We start from the raw sequence: 16060 nt of genomic DNA on the forward strand, positions 1-16060 counted from the left end.
GCTCGCGGAAAGCGCAGTAGATTTTTACGATTTCAGGAGCCAGTTTTGCTGGAACTGAGTGTCAGGCACCCACACAATTTTATCTTCTACTCATTTAATACTTCCCCTTGCGAATTCATTACTTTCACCTTATATTCATTTATCGGAGTTACTTCATTTTTCTCTTGTGAACGTAAAATTCCATATATGATTTCTTCCATTTCTAATGCAACCTTTTGTGCATTTTTCTCCGAACCAATGATAGACGTTTGCACAGTAATAAATGTGTGATGATCTGTCGTTATATTTTTAAATACATCAAATTCTTGAAGCCCTACTACAATTGCTTTCAAAAAATTAGAAAGCTCTTTATCTATAAGTTTTTTATCATCCTTTTCTGAGGTAAATTCCCACCTTTCAAAAATAACTGTATAGTCCTTAAATGGAGAAGTTTCCATAACACTTTTTGCAATCGGCTCCATATCTTTTTTTACTAAATTAAAATAATCCTCATCTGCTACAACTTGTAACACCAATTGCTTCTTTGGCGTCGTTTTCACATCAACTCCAACATATATTTCACGCAGTTTTTCTTTCAATTTCGCAATGCTTAACTGTTCTTTCGTAATGAAAGATTGCTGCATCTCTTTATTTTCCGTACTTTCAACCTCCATAAGTTTAGCGACTAGGCTAAATATAGCTACTACCATAGTAAGTATCCCCACAAAAATCCATTTCCTTTTAAACATGCTATCCCCCCTACTTAAGAAGGTATGTCATCGAAGACATAAAAAATGCCCTAACTGAATGCATAGAGGAAGTTCCCTCTAAAAAACTTTTAAAAAGCACTTGAGAAACATTTTTAATCATATTACCTTTACTTAGGAAGGGGGATGAAATATTGAAAATTACTATCGAAGAATTGGCAGAATCAAAAATTGCCTACTTTAGAAACGTCGGGGAATATGGTGAAAAGCACAACAAAGAGCTAATGGAATCTTTTAAACAATGGGCACAGCTAAATGCCTTATTTGAGGATTCACCCATTTTTGCCATTCCTCAAGATAATCCTGAAGTTACACCTAAAGAAGAGTGTCGATATGATGTTTGCGTCATGATTCCAAACGATTTCCATGTAGCAAAGCCTGCTCAGAGTGGAACATTACCTGGCGGGAAATATGCAGTTTTCTTGTTAGACCATACGAAAGAGGCAGTCAGCGAATTTTGGGGTAATATTTTTTCTGAAATCGCCAAAAATCATCTATCCATCAGACAACAGCCAATCATTGAAAGATATACATCGCAAATGATTGATAATCATCTATGTGAAATATTAGTCCCTATTCAGTAAAAACTATTTAGTATTTCTAGTCGATAGAAGCGGAGGCGATTGAGCGTTACAGATTATAGTCGGCTACGCAGAAAGTAACCGCCATATTAGAGGAAAACAGCATATAGCAAAAAAGCGTTAGATTGACATGAGTGTCAATCTAACACTTTTTTCGAAAACCATTTAGACTATAAATGAATCACACATTTTGAACAATTTTCCCATCATTCATTTTAATGACTTGATCTGTATAAGCTAACATTTCTTCATCATGTGTAACCATTAACGTTGTAATGTTTAATGTTTTGGTAAGGTCTCTAATTAACTCCATGACGTCCCTAGATCTTTTGGAATCTAAACTTGCTGTAGGTTCATCGGCAAAAAGTACTTTCGGTTTATGAATAATCGCTCGCGCAATAGCTACTCGTTGCTTCTCTCCTCCTGATAATGACGAAGGATATGCATTTTTCCGATGGTCCATCCCTACTAATTTTAAAATACGCTCTACCTCTCTTTGCTGCTCGTGTTTCTTTAATGCTGATTCCGACACTTCGAGCATAAGTAATAGCTGTTCTTCTACTGTTAGAAAGGGAACTAAATGTGCAAATTGAAAAACAAAACCAAATTCACTTGCCCGCACTTGTCGCACTTGCTCAGCTGTCAAAGCCGTCATGTTTTTCCCTTGAAAAATTACTTGGCCCTCCGATGTAGGTTGCAGTCCAGCAGCAATCGTTAATAGTGTACTTTTACCAGACCCCGAAGCACCTACTAAAGCGGTTACTTCTCCTTCTTTAAGCGTCATATTAATACCTTTTAATATTTCTTCTTGCACTTCACCATTCGTAAACGTTTTTCTAACATTCTCCATTGTAAATAGTGTCATATTAGACCTCTCCTTGCTGTATCGCTTGTAATGGTTGAATTTTTTTAATTTGGATCCCTGATATCGTTGCACCGATAAATCCAATAATGATGAATACGATCGACAATTGGGTTGTCGTTGCCAAACTTAAACTAAATGGCATTCCTTGTGGTGCGAATTGATTAAAGATTTGACTTAGCACAATTGATAACGCGAGTGAAATAACAGTTATAACAACCATTTGCGTCCAAATCATTTTAAATAGCTTACTTGTTTTTAAACCGATTGCCTTTAAAATACCGTACAAACCAATCTTTTGAACGTTCATCATGTAAAAGAAGATTGCAAACAACATGCCACTAATCACAACTAAAAACCAAACAATCATATTAAGAGACATTTGTTCTGCGCTATAACTTGAAATTGTCTTTAGAAAATCATTTTTTGAAAAAGCTTGTAATCCTGTATAGTCTTGAGAAGCATCTGCATTTGGAGCGAACACTAATTGCATTTCTTCGACACGATAAATTTCTTTGTAATCCTCCATGCTAATATAAGCTACAGGGGCATGACTATATTTCTTTTGCTCAACAAAGCCTTTTACAATAAACTTGCCACTAAATTGATTATTCGTTACTGTATCGCCTACCTGTATACCTTTATCCTTTAGTGAGCTATCTAAAATAATTTCCTCATGTTTCACCTTTTCAAATAGTGGTGAATCGGTAGCAGTGACAAAGGCAACGCTTTGCTGCTTGCCAGCCTCGTCATTTATAAAGCCCATTTGAATTGAAAAAGCAACAGCGTCCTTTTGTTTGTTTAACATGTCATTTTGGGTACTGCTATCTATTTTTGACAGATTGTACGTTTCATCTGCCTCCTCATTCATATAAAACTGTCCTGCTGGTAAATCTTTAATTAACGCAGCATTGTCTTGTGATAATCCATTTGCCAAACCTGAAATAATAAAGGTTAGTAAACTCACCAGAAAAACAATGGAACCTAAAATCACAAATCGCACTTTATTTTTCTTCATTTCTTTTAAAGCCAGGTTCATCTTAAAACCCCTCCTATTTCTTTTCACATTTTTAGAATATAGAGCCTAAATGAACAGAGCATGAACTGAAAATGAACGGAGAATGAACAAACCATTACAAATGAAATATTGTACCTAATCAAAGTAAAAAACCTTCTACTCATAAAACAAAGTAGAAAGTTAACAGTTCTAAACACCAGATAAATATGTACAGCAATATTTTAGAATTCCACCATTTTGAAAGTTGTTTTCGCTAATTGTGTACTAATGTCGCCGCTGAAAATATTTTTGTTTATTAACACGTGACAAAAGTAGTTTACAACTAAACTACCCTTCTCTTACTAAAGTAATTTACACCTAACATATTGCCTATCAATAAAATACATTATTATACCATTCAGTCATAAACCTTCACCATTTTACCCTAAAGAAGGGTGGTAAAATATAGGACAAATTGTTCTGTGGTAATTATTTTCACTATGCTATTCTTTATAGTAGAAAAATTGAATAGGCAAACCTAAGGAAATTTAGGGACGCAAAGCTATAGGGACTAAGGTTTATAACTATGTCAGCCAGTTGCCGAAGAGTACATACTACTTTTTGTTTAGTAAGGTCATAAAAAAACATATTACTGAAAAATATTTTTTTAATATAACTTCTAAAAGATGAATTGTTTATCTTTTAGTTTTTTCAGTGCCCATTACAAATGGGTATATTTGTATATTTTTTATATCCTTATTTGAGATAAAGCTACTCTTTTATGAGTAGTTTTTTTTATGTACTCCGTAGGAAAAATTCAAAACTTCATAAGGAGGATTTAAATATGAAAGTTGTAAAGATTGTAACCGTGTCTGCTCTAGCTTTAAATTTAGTAGGCGGACCATTGAATGTTTTGGCAAGTGAAAATCCTAATGGGAATATTGTCAAAACTACAGCTGAAGCAAGCACTAAGCATTCGATCGCTTCAGTGAAGAAATTTGATTTGTATGGTAAGGATATCTTAAAAGCATACGATGATGTATTTAAAATGGCCATTACAAACATTAAGTCGATTACGAACAACGGTGGAAAATATGCAAGTTCATCTATTGATAAAGCAATTGATGGTGACATGAATACCCACTGGGAAACAGGAAATCCAAATAGCGCATCGTTCACAAACGAAGTCGTAATTCAGTTCAATGAAGCAACTACGTTAAATAGAATGGTTTATGCAGCTCGTCAATCATCTACAAAAGGCAAAGGCTTTGCCCAACAGTTTGAGATTTATAGCTCAACAACGGATGCAGGTGATGACTTTACACTTGTTTCATCAGGTGAATATAAAGGATCTACTGGTGATATCGTTGAAATTCAGTTCCAACCTACAGAATTTAAACGAGTAAAATTCGTATTCACAAAAGCAAATCAAGATTGGGCAAGTGCTTCAGAATTTCAGTTTTATAAAGAAGATACAATCTCTGACAAAATGGCAACCCTTTTTACTGACGACACAATGAGCGCTGTTAGTGACAAGTTCCATTCGATTGATGCAATCAATCAATTAGATGCTGAAGCACAAGGACATCCGTTCTACGCTCAATTTAAAGAAGATATCGACAATGCAAAAGCACTACTAAGCACCGAGGCAATCGACGCAACAACAGCAGTAACTTCAACATTTAGCCATTTTGCAAACGAAGCCTACTCTCAGTTATTTAGAATGGACTACGAAAACATTAAGAGCATTCGCAATAACGGCGGGCACTGGGCTAGTGCTGTTATAGAAAATGCCATCGATGGTAATGTCAATACATATTGGGAAACGAATAGTAGCAACACAGCTACATTCTCAAATGAAGTAGAAGTCGAATTTATAGAGCCTGTAACATTAAATCGCGTTGTCTATGGAGCAAGACCATCGGACCGTAAAGGCTTTGCAGAGGAATTTGAAATTTACGCTTCACAAACAACAAAAGGTGATACTTATGAGCTCGTTGCAACAGGTAAACATAATATGGTTGCTGGATTAGTAGAAGCGAAGTTTGAACCAACAACATTTAAACGAGTGAAATTCAAATTTAAAAAGTCCAATCAAAATTGGGCAACACTTTCTGAATTAGCGTTCTATAAAGAAGATACAGTAAACGATAAGATGGCGAAGTTATTTACAGATGGAACGATGAATACTGTTTCACCAGAATTCAATAGTATCGAGCTAATTCATGCACTAGAAGAAGAAGCAAAATCGCATCCACTATATACTACTTATCAAGAAAACATTGAGTTAGCTAAGAAAGTCATTAAAGGTGAGGTCGTTACAGAAGGAAGAATTATCGTAGCGGAACAACACGGCAATATGGTGAAGCATGCTAACGAAAACTTAAAAATCGGTTTAGGTAATAACCTTCAACCAACAGGTCTTGCTGCCCAACCAGGCGATGAAATCATCGTTTATGTTGACGCAGTGGCAAATGGTCCACTACCTCGCTTATCCTTTACACAACAAGAAGGTGCTTGGAACAGTTGGAGAAGAGATGTCAGCTTAAATGTTGGTAAAAACGTGATTACCGTGCCTGCTATTCCAAAAACTTCAGCTTATAACAAGGCTGTTACACCAGGGGGCACAATTTACATTGATAACCCTTATACAGCTGAACAACAAGGAAAAGCACCGACATTACGTTTTGAAGGCGTTGAGCGAATTCCTTTTGCAACGAAATCGACGAATGTTGAAGAGTTCAAACAATTTTTAATCGACTATAAGAAGAAGTTAGATGAAGACAAAGCGAAGCATCCAAAGGTTGAAGATCGAGAAGTACTGGATATCGTAGAAGTTGTTAGTGACCATTTATTCTGGACAGGTACTGCAACAGGTGCTTATAAAACGTATATCGAAAATGGCTATAGCCCACTACAAACTATTGAATCGTACAATCGTCTAATGGATGAATTATTTAAATATAACGGTTTAGATGGTCATAATGAAAAAAATGACCCGAAATTAATTCGAGAAAATGTACGACTTGCGCAGCCTTATGCATATATGTATGCAGCTGGCGATCATATCGGCACATTAGATGATGTTGTGTCTGATATTTTAGTGCCTATCGAAGAAAAAGGCGGATCATGGGGCCTTATTCATGAAATCGGGCACCGTATGGATATCGGCGTAAGAACTTACGGTGAAGTAACAAATAATATGCTACCACAGTATATGTCAGGATTTTACGGCAAAATTGATGAACGTATTCCATATGAGTCAAACATCTATAAAAACGTACTGAAAGAAAACACAAAAGATTATAACGACCAAGGCCTATTTGAAAAACTTGCTGTTTATTGGCAACTTGAAATGTATAGTCCAGGCTATTGGGGTAAATTAAACTCATTATATCGTGAACGTAATGTTTCATTAAAAGATGGTGAACAATCTAAGCAACAATATTTAGTCGAATTCTCTTCAGAAGTACTTGGTTTAGATTTAAGTGAACATTTTGCTCGTCACGGGTTTGTTGTAACTGACGAAACGAAAGAAAAAACAAGCAAATATCCAAAACCAGATAAAAAAATATGGTATTTAAATAATAGTGCATTCGACTATAAAGGTAATGGTTTGAAAGGTAAAGAAGTAAATGTATCATTTGCTGCAAACCAAGCTGCCAAAACTAATACATTAAATTTATCAATCGATAAAGCCTACCAAGATGATTTCTTAGGCTATGAAATTTATCGAGATGATGAATTAATTGGCTTTACTAGCACTGCACAATTTATCGATAAAAATGTGGATACAACAAAAAATTATACGTATAAAGTGGTTGGTTACGACAAGAAGTTAAATACACTAAAACCAGTAGAGGTTAAGGCATTTACACCTTCCCTATCTACTGAAGACTTTGTCACTATTAAACTACATCAAGCATTTGATCCAATGGATTATGTAAAAGCAATTTCCTATAGTGGTAAAGATATTACGAAAACAATTAGCATCAAATCCAATACGGTAGATGTTACACAAAAAGGTAGCTATGAAGTTGTTTATGAAATAAATGATGAAGGTATCAAAGAAACAAAAACAATGAACGTCAACGTTATTAGCGACATGCAATATCTTTCTGATCTGACAGCGAAATCTGCAAAAGTAGGTTGGGGCTCATTACAAAAAGATAAATCAATTGCTGGCGGTACCATTACATTACTAAGACAAGGTATGGATGCTACCTACGCAAAAGGGCTTGGTGCTCATGCAAACTCTGAAGTCGTATATGATATTGAAGGAAAAGGCTTTGATTTCTTTGAAAGCTATATCGGCATCGATCAAGCAGCAAAAGGTCAAAAATCTTCTGCTACTTTTGAAGTTTGGGTCGATGGTGAAAAGAAATTTGCAAGTGATGTCTTTAGAGCCAATACTGATCATGGCTATGTGAACGTTCCTGTTACAGGTGCAAAAGAAGTAAAGTTAATTACAACGGATGCCAATGATAGCGGCAATTCATCTGACCATACAATTTGGGCAGATGCTAAATTTGGTAAAGACTCAAGTCTCCCGACGTTAAAACTATCTGAAGACTTGACTCTCGTTAAATTAAATAGTGAATTTGATGTTCTAAAAGATGTAACTGCCTCTGATATTGAGGATGGCGATTTAAGTAAGCACATCCAAGTAACAACTAATGGCTTCAATACAAATAAAACAGGTATTTACCAAATCGAATATACAGTAACGGATAGTGATCATAACGTTGCAACAGCGACAAGAAATGTGTATGTCTATAGCGATGAGAAATTCGCCTCAGATATCGGCTGGAAATCTGCTCAAACAGCGTATAGTACTGTCAACAAAGACAAATCTTCTTCAGGTGGTTCAATAAAAGTATTAACAAATGGAGAAGTGAAGGAATTTGCCAAAGGGATTGGTACACATGCAAACTCTGAAATCGTCTATGATTTAACAGATAAAAACTACGATTACTTTGAAACACTTGTTGGTATTGATCGCAACATCGCTGAAAACGGAAATTCTAGCGTGACATTTAAAGTATTAGCTGACGGGCAAGAAGTATATAACAGTGGTGTCATGAAATATCAAACAGAAGCAAAACTTGTGAGAGTACCGCTTCAAGGTGTGAAAGAGTTAAAACTAGTTGCTAATGATTCTGGCAATGGCAATGCTTCAGATCATGCAAACTTTGCTGACGCTAAATTCTATCTTTCAAATGGTAAGCCAGAATTAACAATTCCTAAATCAGTCGCAACAACAGTAGGAACGCCTATTAATATCAACGAAACCTATTCAGCAATCGACGCTGAAGATGGTGATTTAACGTCTCAAGTACAAGTTACTGGCTTAGAACAAGTAAACTTCAATCGAGCTGGTCACTACGACATTACGTACACAGTCGTGGATAGTGATGGCAATGAAGCAACAAAAAAACGCACAATTTCTGTAGTAAATATGGAAGATTATCATTACTTAACTGATTTTGAATGGCAATCTACACAAAACAGCTATGCAGCACCTGTTAAAGATATCTCTATTAGTCACCATGCAATCCGCTTAACAGGCGACGATGGTCGTGAGAAAACATATGAACGAGGCATCGGTGCACATTCAAACTCAACCATCATCTATGATTTAACAGATAAAAACGCAGATATCTTCTCTGCTTATGTTGGTGTGGACCGTCAAATGTATGGTTCAATCGGCTCTGTTACATTCCAAGTGTTTGTTGATGGCGAAAAACAATTTGACAGTGGCTTAATGCAATCTCGTGACCCTGAAAAGTACATTGAAGTAAACGTGACTGGCGCGAAAGAATTGAAACTTGTCGTAACAGACGGTGGCAATGGCAATGGCTCTGACCATGCATCATGGGGTGATACAAAATTACACTTTGCTAATGCGGATCGCGTATTCACTGAAGATTTAACAGTAGCACTTGAAGATGCGAAAACTATTAACTTAGAAAACTATACAGAAGAATCAATTCAAGCTTTACAAGCGAGCATGGCGAAAGCTGAAGAACTGCTTGCAAATGCACAAGCTACGCAAGCCCAAATCGACCAAGCTTTAGAGGAGCTAACACAAGCAAAAGCTTTGCTCGTAGAAATTGACTTTAATCAAATCATTGCGATTGCCGACAACCATCTTAAAGTGGCTATTCAGCAAACACTTGGACTGTCTGGAGAAATCACTTTAGGTGATATGATTACACTGACAAGTCTACATGCGCCAAATGCTCGTATCTCAAGTCTAGAAGGCTTACAATATGCTAAAAACTTAACATCACTCGATATTTCGGGTAATAGTATTTCAGATTTCTCACCATTGAAAAATCTAAGTCAATTAGACAACATTACTGCACACCCACAAGTTGTGGAAGTATCTAGCTTAACGGGTCCAGAACTAACAGTGGAAAATCTAGTAAAAGGATTAGATGGAAACTATCTAAACCCATACCAAATAGCACTTAGAAATACGAAAACAATGAAAGAAATTTCAGTAGATGTGGACCAACTTGCGCCGAATGCAGACCACTTTACAATCGATCTTTCTCAAGAAGAACAAGGCATGTATATGCTAGTCATTGCGTATAAGCTAGACGCAGATACACTTATCCAATTAACTTATTTTGTAAAAAACTAACCATATTGCTGTCATAAAAACTCCTCCCCTTTTAAATAAACGCCTACGGATTTTCCGTGGGCGTTTTTGATTGTAGATAAATGCGTGCTTACAAAAAAACCCCAAACGTCCCGCTTTGGTGAAGCGTTCCTATTCGAGGTTTAATTCATATTCTCTATTCACTATGCCATCATCAATGAACTTTAATAAGAGCTTCCAAATCTAACTCACTCATTTTAAAATACGTGATGAATCGTTTGGACAAAGCTTGCGTGATGGCCCCACTTTGTTCATCATTTAATGGTTTTGCATAAACTAAGACAACGCCAATATTTTCGTTGTCCTGTTCCAAAGGATTGATTACTACATCCTCTTTCAAAATTAACGCATTACTCATAGCAACAAAATTTAACACCGTATTTTGCAACATTTTTCTTTCTCTTGGATTTAACCCCACAGTATCAATTATTTCAACCGTAACATAATTCATACTTTGCACCTCCATAAAATGCTGTAAAATTTCTTTTTTTTATTTTACTATTTTTATTTAACCAAAAAAACTTTCTGCAATAATTTCCTTAAAATATAAGAGGAGTTAATTATGAAAAAGAAAATGAAATGACTACATTAGGCTTAGGTAAGAAACAAAATGACGGATAGCACTTTAAGCTGTTCGTCCTTTTTTGTTGTTGTAATTTAGATTTTAAAGTGACTAACAATTGTTTGTAAGTCCATTGCTTGATTGCTTAAATCATTTGCGACTGCGCTTATTTCTTGTAACGTTGAAAGCTGTTGTTGTGAAGCTGCTTGTGAGCCTTCTGCCTGTTCAGCTGTCGTTTCTGATAAAGCAGCAATTTGTGTCACTGAAGCAGAAACTTGTTCAGTACTTGCGGAAATTTCCTCTGTCACAGCAGAAATATTTTCAATCTGTGTTCTCATATGATCAACTGCTTGTACAATATCATTGAAAGAAGTCCCAGCATTTTCGATTATTTCGACACCTGTTTCTACTGTATGCAAGCTGTCACGCATTGCCTGTTCCACATTTTTCGTATCCTTTTGTATTTCATTCGTAAGTGTGACAATTTGTCCTGCAGATTTATTCGATTCCTCTGCTAATTTTCTTACTTCATCAGCTACTACAGCAAACCCTTTCCCAGCCTCCCCTGCACGTGCTGCCTCAATTGCAGCATTTAATGCCAGCAGATTCGTTTGTTCTGTAATGCCTGTTATAACTTTTGAAATATGCTCGATATCTTCGGTTTGTTTACTTAACCGTTGAATAAGTTCAGTCGTTACTTTCGTTGCATCATAAATTGTTGTCATTTGGTCACTTGCCGACTGAATGTTTGTGACACCTTGACTTGCAACATCCGTTGTCTCAGAAGCGGAAGTTCGTAGGACATGTGAAGATTGTGCAATATGTTGTACAGCACTAGCTGTTTCATCCATTGCGACAGCATTTTCCCGCGCTGATTTTGCAGTCGTCAACGTGTTTTCAGATGCGGCTTCTGCTTGATTTGCGATATCAACAGAAGATGCCGTCACTTCTTCCGTTGAAGCACTTAATTGTTCAGCAGATGCACTTAATTGACTAGCACTTTCTGCAAACTGATTTAAAAGTCTTCTCAAAATATCTTTCATAGAATTAAAATCTACCGCAAGTTGACCTAATTCATCCTTAGAGCGAAGTTGAATATCATCAGCGGTTAAATCCCCAGCTGCAATTGTCTTTACTCCTTGCTGTAATTGACGTAAGGGTATTGCAATCTTTCTATTCAATATATAAGCAATGCCACTCCCTACTAAAATCGACACTAAAATAATGCTAATAGCGATAAAGAATGATTCTTTTGCATTTTGATTTGCTTCTTGCTGAGCTTGATCGAAATTGGCTTCAATTAAATCTTTTAACTCATCAGATGCATCTATTGCTTCCCCACGAATAGGAATAACACTTTTCGTGTAATAAGCAGCAGCTGCAAAAACGTCTTCATTTTGATTTAATGCGATGACCTTTTCAAGTTCATTTTCAAACGTATCCACTTTTTCACTTGCATTACTTAACGTTTGTTTCGCTTCCTCTGAATCGAATTGTTCCTTCAGTAATTTCATCGTTTCATCTACTATCGCTTGTGTTTCACGCACATGATTTAACGACTCCTCATCTCCTAAAAGATACGTTTGTACTTGTGACCCTTCCAAAGCTATGTATTTATTGAGATCCCCCGTCGCATAGAGCTGTGGGAGACCGACTGCTAAAGTACTATTATAATGCTTACCGATATCGACAATTTGTAAATAAATACTTGAACTAGATACAAGTGTTATCAACATCATTGTCATAAAACCTAAAACTAATTTCTTTGTGATAGACATACTAGACCTCTTTTTCAATAAAATGGTTATAATTAGTCATTATAGACTATATTTGAATTTTTATCTATACAGTATTTACTACCATTAAAAATTTATTTAAAATGAAACTATCCCGATTAATTCAAAAAACAGTAAGTATTTTAATAATTATTACTACTGTCATCTGATACTATAATCACAAAATTAATAATTAGCTTATAAAAATGGATATAAAATTTTAAAAAAGAAGGAGATTTTCAATGAGTACTGATTTTTTAGAAAAAAAACTACGTGAAACCTTTTCACATTTGCAAACTATAGAAGGTGTAAAATCGGTTGATGTCATTTTAGAGGTATTAAACGATAAGAAAATTTTCTCAGAAATCACTACATTAATTTACAATTCAAAATACGAACTAGTTTATGTATATGAGGAACAAAAAGTAGTGTTAAAAACTATTCAAGATGGCATTACTATCGATACACCTTTTATGAATGAAATACACTTGATTTACCAATACAAAGACATGATTGAGTGTATTCTAACAGGCATCATTGCAACCGATAAAATTAAAAACTACTCCCTTAACCTGCTTTCACTTAAATATAGTGAGTTAATCCAAAGCATTTAAAAAACAAGAAAGAACCGATGAACAGTAACGTAATATAGGGTAAATAGTATAATAAAATATAAAGAGGCCTTATATTTAGAGGTATTGAGTTTGATTATATATAATCAAACTTTATAATCAAACTTTTAATTTCTATATAAAAATACATCCATTATCTTTTTTTGAGAAAATGGTGTAGCTTTAAAATTCATGTTTGAACAAAAAAACCTCGTAAAACCTTACTTTAAGATTAAGAAGCATGCATTTTGAAAAACAAAAATCATCTCTCAACTAAAAGACTCTAGAAGGGAGATGATTTTAATCCATTTTTATTTCAAATTATCAATTCAATTAAAAGGACACAAATCTAGCTTTGTGAAAGTTGTTGATGCAATATTCACTATTGCTATTGGCGTTTTCATCTCCATTAGTCATGGTGAACAAAACTTTGTAGAAACACATGCCTTTAAATTTCTTGCTTAATGTTTTTAGCATTCGGATTACAATTGTATACATTTAAAAATCCATCTATAAAAGAATTAATATCAGATTTTCTCTTTAAAGTAATTACTATTACAAGTATCTCTATAATAATTGCAACGCTAACTGAGACAATTAATTTTAGTGGTTTATACTCTGTGTTTTATCTCTTGTATATAATAGGGTTATATTCATTACTAAATAAAAAATCAACCTGGACCATTAACGGTGAAATCAAAAAATGTTCATCAAGAGACTTCTAACAATATCGGTATGGTAAAACATTGTCATTGATGCCTATTTCATTAATGTCTATAGCTTTAATTATACCTGGCGTACTTAATTTCACTACCTTTGGATTTGTTCTTTCACTTATTGTAGGTTTTGGTATGGAAGTATTAATAGTTTATATAGCAGATAAAGTATATCCTCAAAACCCGAGCGAACCTAATATTAACCAAATTTAAATAAATATTTTATATAACAGATTTCTTCCCAAAGGTCTTTAGACTTGCCCAGTCCTAAGTACTTATAAAGACCGACCTATCTAAAATAAAAAAGTGGCTCTCAAGTAATCATAATAAACGATTGCTTTTGTTCCACTTTTTTTCAGTTTCCATTTGTTTATATACGTATTTATTTCCTTAAATTATTAAGAAAACTTTTTTAATAGCGGAAGTATCTCTTTAACAAAAGAACCGTTTTTAAACTCCTTAATTCTTATACCAAACCCATTGTCAGACCCATAACCTCTTATATGGTATTTAATTCTTATTGGTGTGTTATTTGTAATATAATAGCCGAGAAATCCCACGGAAATACCTTTAATGTTTTTTGTTGTAGCTGGACTATGTAATATTGATATTTTTTTCCTGTTCTTTATACAAGCATTATCCCAGATTTTTAAAGTTATTAATAAATAAAGCGGCCACATCTTCTTCATAATATAGTTCTAAAAAACAAGTTTACTTCCTTCTCTAATTCTGAGAGAAATTTAGGAATCCTTTTACCTAATTTCGGCCCTTTTAATTTAGCTGCAGGATTTTTCAGAGTGTGACCATCTAAATACTGATTTAACACAACGAATCCTATGTCCTAAACTGGAAGGCTTTAAGTTATCTGTATTAAATTCATTCATATCAATATCACCAAAAAATCGTAATAATAGATTGTATTGAAAACAATATGTTTTTAATGTAAGCGATGAATATCCCTCGATTTTTTTATCCTGTTGATACTTTTCCATGCTTCGGATAATAACATGTGTCTTTCACTCCCCTACCTATAAATCTATTTAAATTCTATTATGTTCAATGATAGATTTTTTGTCTGTTGCCACAAAAAGAGTTTTTGTTGCTATTTAAATTACTCTCGTATCCGAACGTGATTTTTACCCGAATGCAACTGATAGATGAAATATGGGGTCTTGAATCTGAAACCGATGATCACACATTGAACGTCCATATTAATCGTTTGCGGAACCGATTCCGTGATTGGCCGGAGTTTGAAATTGTGACGGTCAGGGGACTTGGTTATAAGGCGGTACTGAGGGCATGATACAATTTTTCAAAAAGCGATTGAGTCTTGCCATCACATTGGTACTGTTTGTATTCGGTGTCTTGGTCGCGACATTTTTGACAATTATCATAATTGGTTTCCTGTTTAGTGATTTTTCTGAACCCCAAAATCAAGAAGTGAATGATGAAAATCCGCTGGTCGGTTTATTTTTCATCTGTGTTGTTACAGGAACTTCCATCACTGCTTTCTTGAGCAAAAAAGCATTGGACCCTATCCGTAAAGTAATTGATTCGACACATCGCGTTGCAGCCGGCGACTTTAGTGTGAAGGTGGATATTAAGGGAATCGGAGAATTGGAGGAGCTGTCGGAAAGCTTCAATAAAATGACGCAGGAATTAGCTAGCATTGAAACGTTGAGAAGTGATTTTATCAACAATTTTTCTCATGAATTCAAAACGCCGATTATGTCGATACGCGGTTTCGTGAAGCTTCTTCAAGAGAATAATTTGACCGAGGAAGAAAGACAAGAATATTTGGCTATTATCGTAACGGAATCAGAGCGTTTAGCGGCGCTCTCTTCTAATGTTCTGATGTTGGCTAAATATGAGCATATGGATATTGTTGTTGATGAAGCACCATTCAGTCTGGATGAACAAATTCGAAGAACGATTATTTTGATGGAACCGAAATGGTCAGGCAAAGATTTGGATGTAAATATCGATTTAGAAAAAGTGACCTTTGTCGGAAACCAAGAATTCACTCAGCAAATTTGGATCAACCTGTTAGATAATGCGATAAAATTTTCACATCCGGGCAGTTCCATCAACATTACTCTTACGAAAGAGGGCAATGAAATACAATTTACGATTCAAGATAAAGGGGTGGGGATGGATGAGGCAACGAAAGCCCGTATTTTCGATAAGTTTTTTCAGGGAGACACCTCTCATGCCAGAACCGGTAATGGACTAGGACTGCCATTGGTTAAACGGATAGTTGACCTTTGCGGTGGTGAGATTATGGTACAAAGTGAGCTGGAAAACGGCAGTCTATTTACTGTGTTGTTTTATTCAAAAATAGGATAACACATTTCCATTCTAAAACGGAGAACTCATGGAAAATGCAACAGTGGAAATAAAAGCGTATGCAAAAGAGGCAATTGTCATGGCAGAATATACGGAAGTAATTATTGTAAAAATCGTTAGTAAACAGAGTTTTTCAAAATAGTAAATATTATTTTCATCCTTCGTAAACTGGTCCTATAACAGAAAGAAACGCATTT

General features: G+C 35.0%; 9 protein-coding genes, 2 pseudogenes and 1 riboswitch. Of the genes and pseudogenes, 5 read left to right on the plus strand and 6 right to left on the minus strand.

Annotation, left to right across the window (positions count from 1 at the left end):
* Positions 1 to 86: 86 nt before the first annotated feature.
* Entirely contained in the window at positions 87 to 728 is a 642-nt protein-coding gene (locus ACIQ1H_RS16510) for a hypothetical protein (RefSeq protein ID WP_402890160.1), read from the minus strand.
* A 152-nt stretch (positions 729 to 880) separates the two neighbouring features.
* Here ACIQ1H_RS16510 and ACIQ1H_RS16515 point away from each other — a divergent pair, with 152 nt between their 5' ends.
* On the plus strand, positions 881 to 1330 hold the full coding sequence (locus ACIQ1H_RS16515) for an AraC family transcriptional regulator (protein WP_402890162.1): 450 nt from the start codon (positions 881 to 883) through the stop codon (positions 1328 to 1330).
* A gap of 178 nt (positions 1331 to 1508) precedes the next feature.
* Here ACIQ1H_RS16515 and ACIQ1H_RS16520 read toward each other — a convergent pair whose 3' ends face one another.
* Entirely contained in the window at positions 1509 to 2192 is a 684-nt protein-coding gene (locus tag ACIQ1H_RS16520; protein WP_402890164.1) for an ABC transporter ATP-binding protein, read from the minus strand.
* A gap of 1 nt (position 2193) precedes the next feature.
* Positions 2194 to 3228 (minus strand): ABC transporter permease, encoded by a 1035-nt coding sequence (locus ACIQ1H_RS16525; RefSeq protein ID WP_402890166.1) that lies wholly within the window; start codon positions 3226 to 3228, stop codon positions 2194 to 2196.
* A gap of 479 nt (positions 3229 to 3707) precedes the next feature.
* Positions 3708 to 3791: riboswitch (cyclic di-GMP riboswitch) on the plus strand.
* A gap of 239 nt (positions 3792 to 4030) precedes the next feature.
* On the opposite strand from ACIQ1H_RS16525, the gene ACIQ1H_RS16530 reads away from it, so the two are divergent.
* Positions 4031 to 9835 (plus strand): NPCBM/NEW2 domain-containing protein, encoded by a 5805-nt coding sequence (locus ACIQ1H_RS16530; RefSeq protein WP_402890168.1) that lies wholly within the window; start codon positions 4031 to 4033, stop codon positions 9833 to 9835.
* Positions 9836 to 10007: 172 nt separating this feature from the next.
* Here the strand turns inward: ACIQ1H_RS16530 and ACIQ1H_RS16535 are convergent, their stop codons facing one another.
* Complete coding sequence (locus ACIQ1H_RS16535; protein WP_402890169.1) at positions 10008 to 10304, minus strand: hypothetical protein; 297 nt, start codon at positions 10302 to 10304, stop codon at positions 10008 to 10010.
* 206 nt (positions 10305 to 10510) lie between these two features.
* Positions 10511 to 12193, minus strand: a complete 1683-nt coding sequence (locus ACIQ1H_RS16540; protein ID WP_402890171.1) for a methyl-accepting chemotaxis protein — start codon at positions 12191 to 12193, stop codon at positions 10511 to 10513.
* Positions 12194 to 12432: 239 nt separating this feature from the next.
* Here ACIQ1H_RS16540 and ACIQ1H_RS16545 point away from each other — a divergent pair, with 239 nt between their 5' ends.
* The gene (locus ACIQ1H_RS16545; RefSeq protein WP_402890173.1) at positions 12433 to 12804 is read left to right on the plus strand and encodes a hypothetical protein; all 372 of its coding nucleotides are present in this window, start codon (positions 12433 to 12435) and stop codon (positions 12802 to 12804) included.
* A gap of 1428 nt (positions 12805 to 14232) precedes the next feature.
* Here ACIQ1H_RS16545 and ACIQ1H_RS16550 read toward each other — a convergent pair.
* Positions 14233 to 14526, minus strand: a pseudogene (locus ACIQ1H_RS16550) (integrase); the annotation flags it as partial.
* A 69-nt stretch (positions 14527 to 14595) separates the two neighbouring features.
* On the opposite strand from ACIQ1H_RS16550, the pseudogene ACIQ1H_RS16555 reads away from it, so the two are divergent.
* Together ACIQ1H_RS16555 and ACIQ1H_RS16560 are read left to right on the plus strand one after the other, a co-directional pair.
* Positions 14596 to 14820 (plus strand): annotated as a pseudogene (locus tag ACIQ1H_RS16555) (winged helix-turn-helix domain-containing protein); the annotation flags it as partial.
* Positions 14817 to 15863 (plus strand): HAMP domain-containing sensor histidine kinase, encoded by a 1047-nt coding sequence (locus ACIQ1H_RS16560; RefSeq protein ID WP_402890174.1) that lies wholly within the window; start codon positions 14817 to 14819, stop codon positions 15861 to 15863. The pseudogene ACIQ1H_RS16555 and the gene ACIQ1H_RS16560, both read left to right, overlap by 4 nt.
* Positions 15864 to 16060: the final 197 nt, after the last annotated feature.

This window comes from Lysinibacillus sp. NPDC097279, from assembly GCF_044761745.1.
Taxonomy (GTDB): domain Bacteria; phylum Bacillota; class Bacilli; order Bacillales_A; family Planococcaceae; genus Lysinibacillus.

Bases quoted from the DNA above. Each gene is read 5' to 3' on its own strand.
- ACIQ1H_RS16510 (WP_402890160.1), bottom strand. From the start codon at position 728: ATGTTTAAAAGGAAATGGATTTTTGTGGGGATACTTACTATGGTAGTA.
- ACIQ1H_RS16520 (WP_402890164.1), bottom strand. From the start codon at position 2,192: ATGACACTATTTACAATGGAGAATGTTAGAAAAACGTTTACGAATGGT.
- ACIQ1H_RS16525 (WP_402890166.1), bottom strand. From the start codon at position 3,228: ATGAACCTGGCTTTAAAAGAAATGAAGAAAAATAAAGTGCGATTTGTG.
- ACIQ1H_RS16530 (WP_402890168.1), top strand. From the start codon at position 4,031: ATGAAAGTTGTAAAGATTGTAACCGTGTCTGCTCTAGCTTTAAATTTA.
- ACIQ1H_RS16535 (WP_402890169.1), bottom strand. From the start codon at position 10,304: ATGAATTATGTTACGGTTGAAATAATTGATACTGTGGGGTTAAATCCA.
- ACIQ1H_RS16540 (WP_402890171.1), bottom strand. From the start codon at position 12,193: ATGTCTATCACAAAGAAATTAGTTTTAGGTTTTATGACAATGATGTTG.
- ACIQ1H_RS16545 (WP_402890173.1), top strand. From the start codon at position 12,433: ATGAGTACTGATTTTTTAGAAAAAAAACTACGTGAAACCTTTTCACAT.
- ACIQ1H_RS16560 (WP_402890174.1), top strand. From the start codon at position 14,817: ATGATACAATTTTTCAAAAAGCGATTGAGTCTTGCCATCACATTGGTA.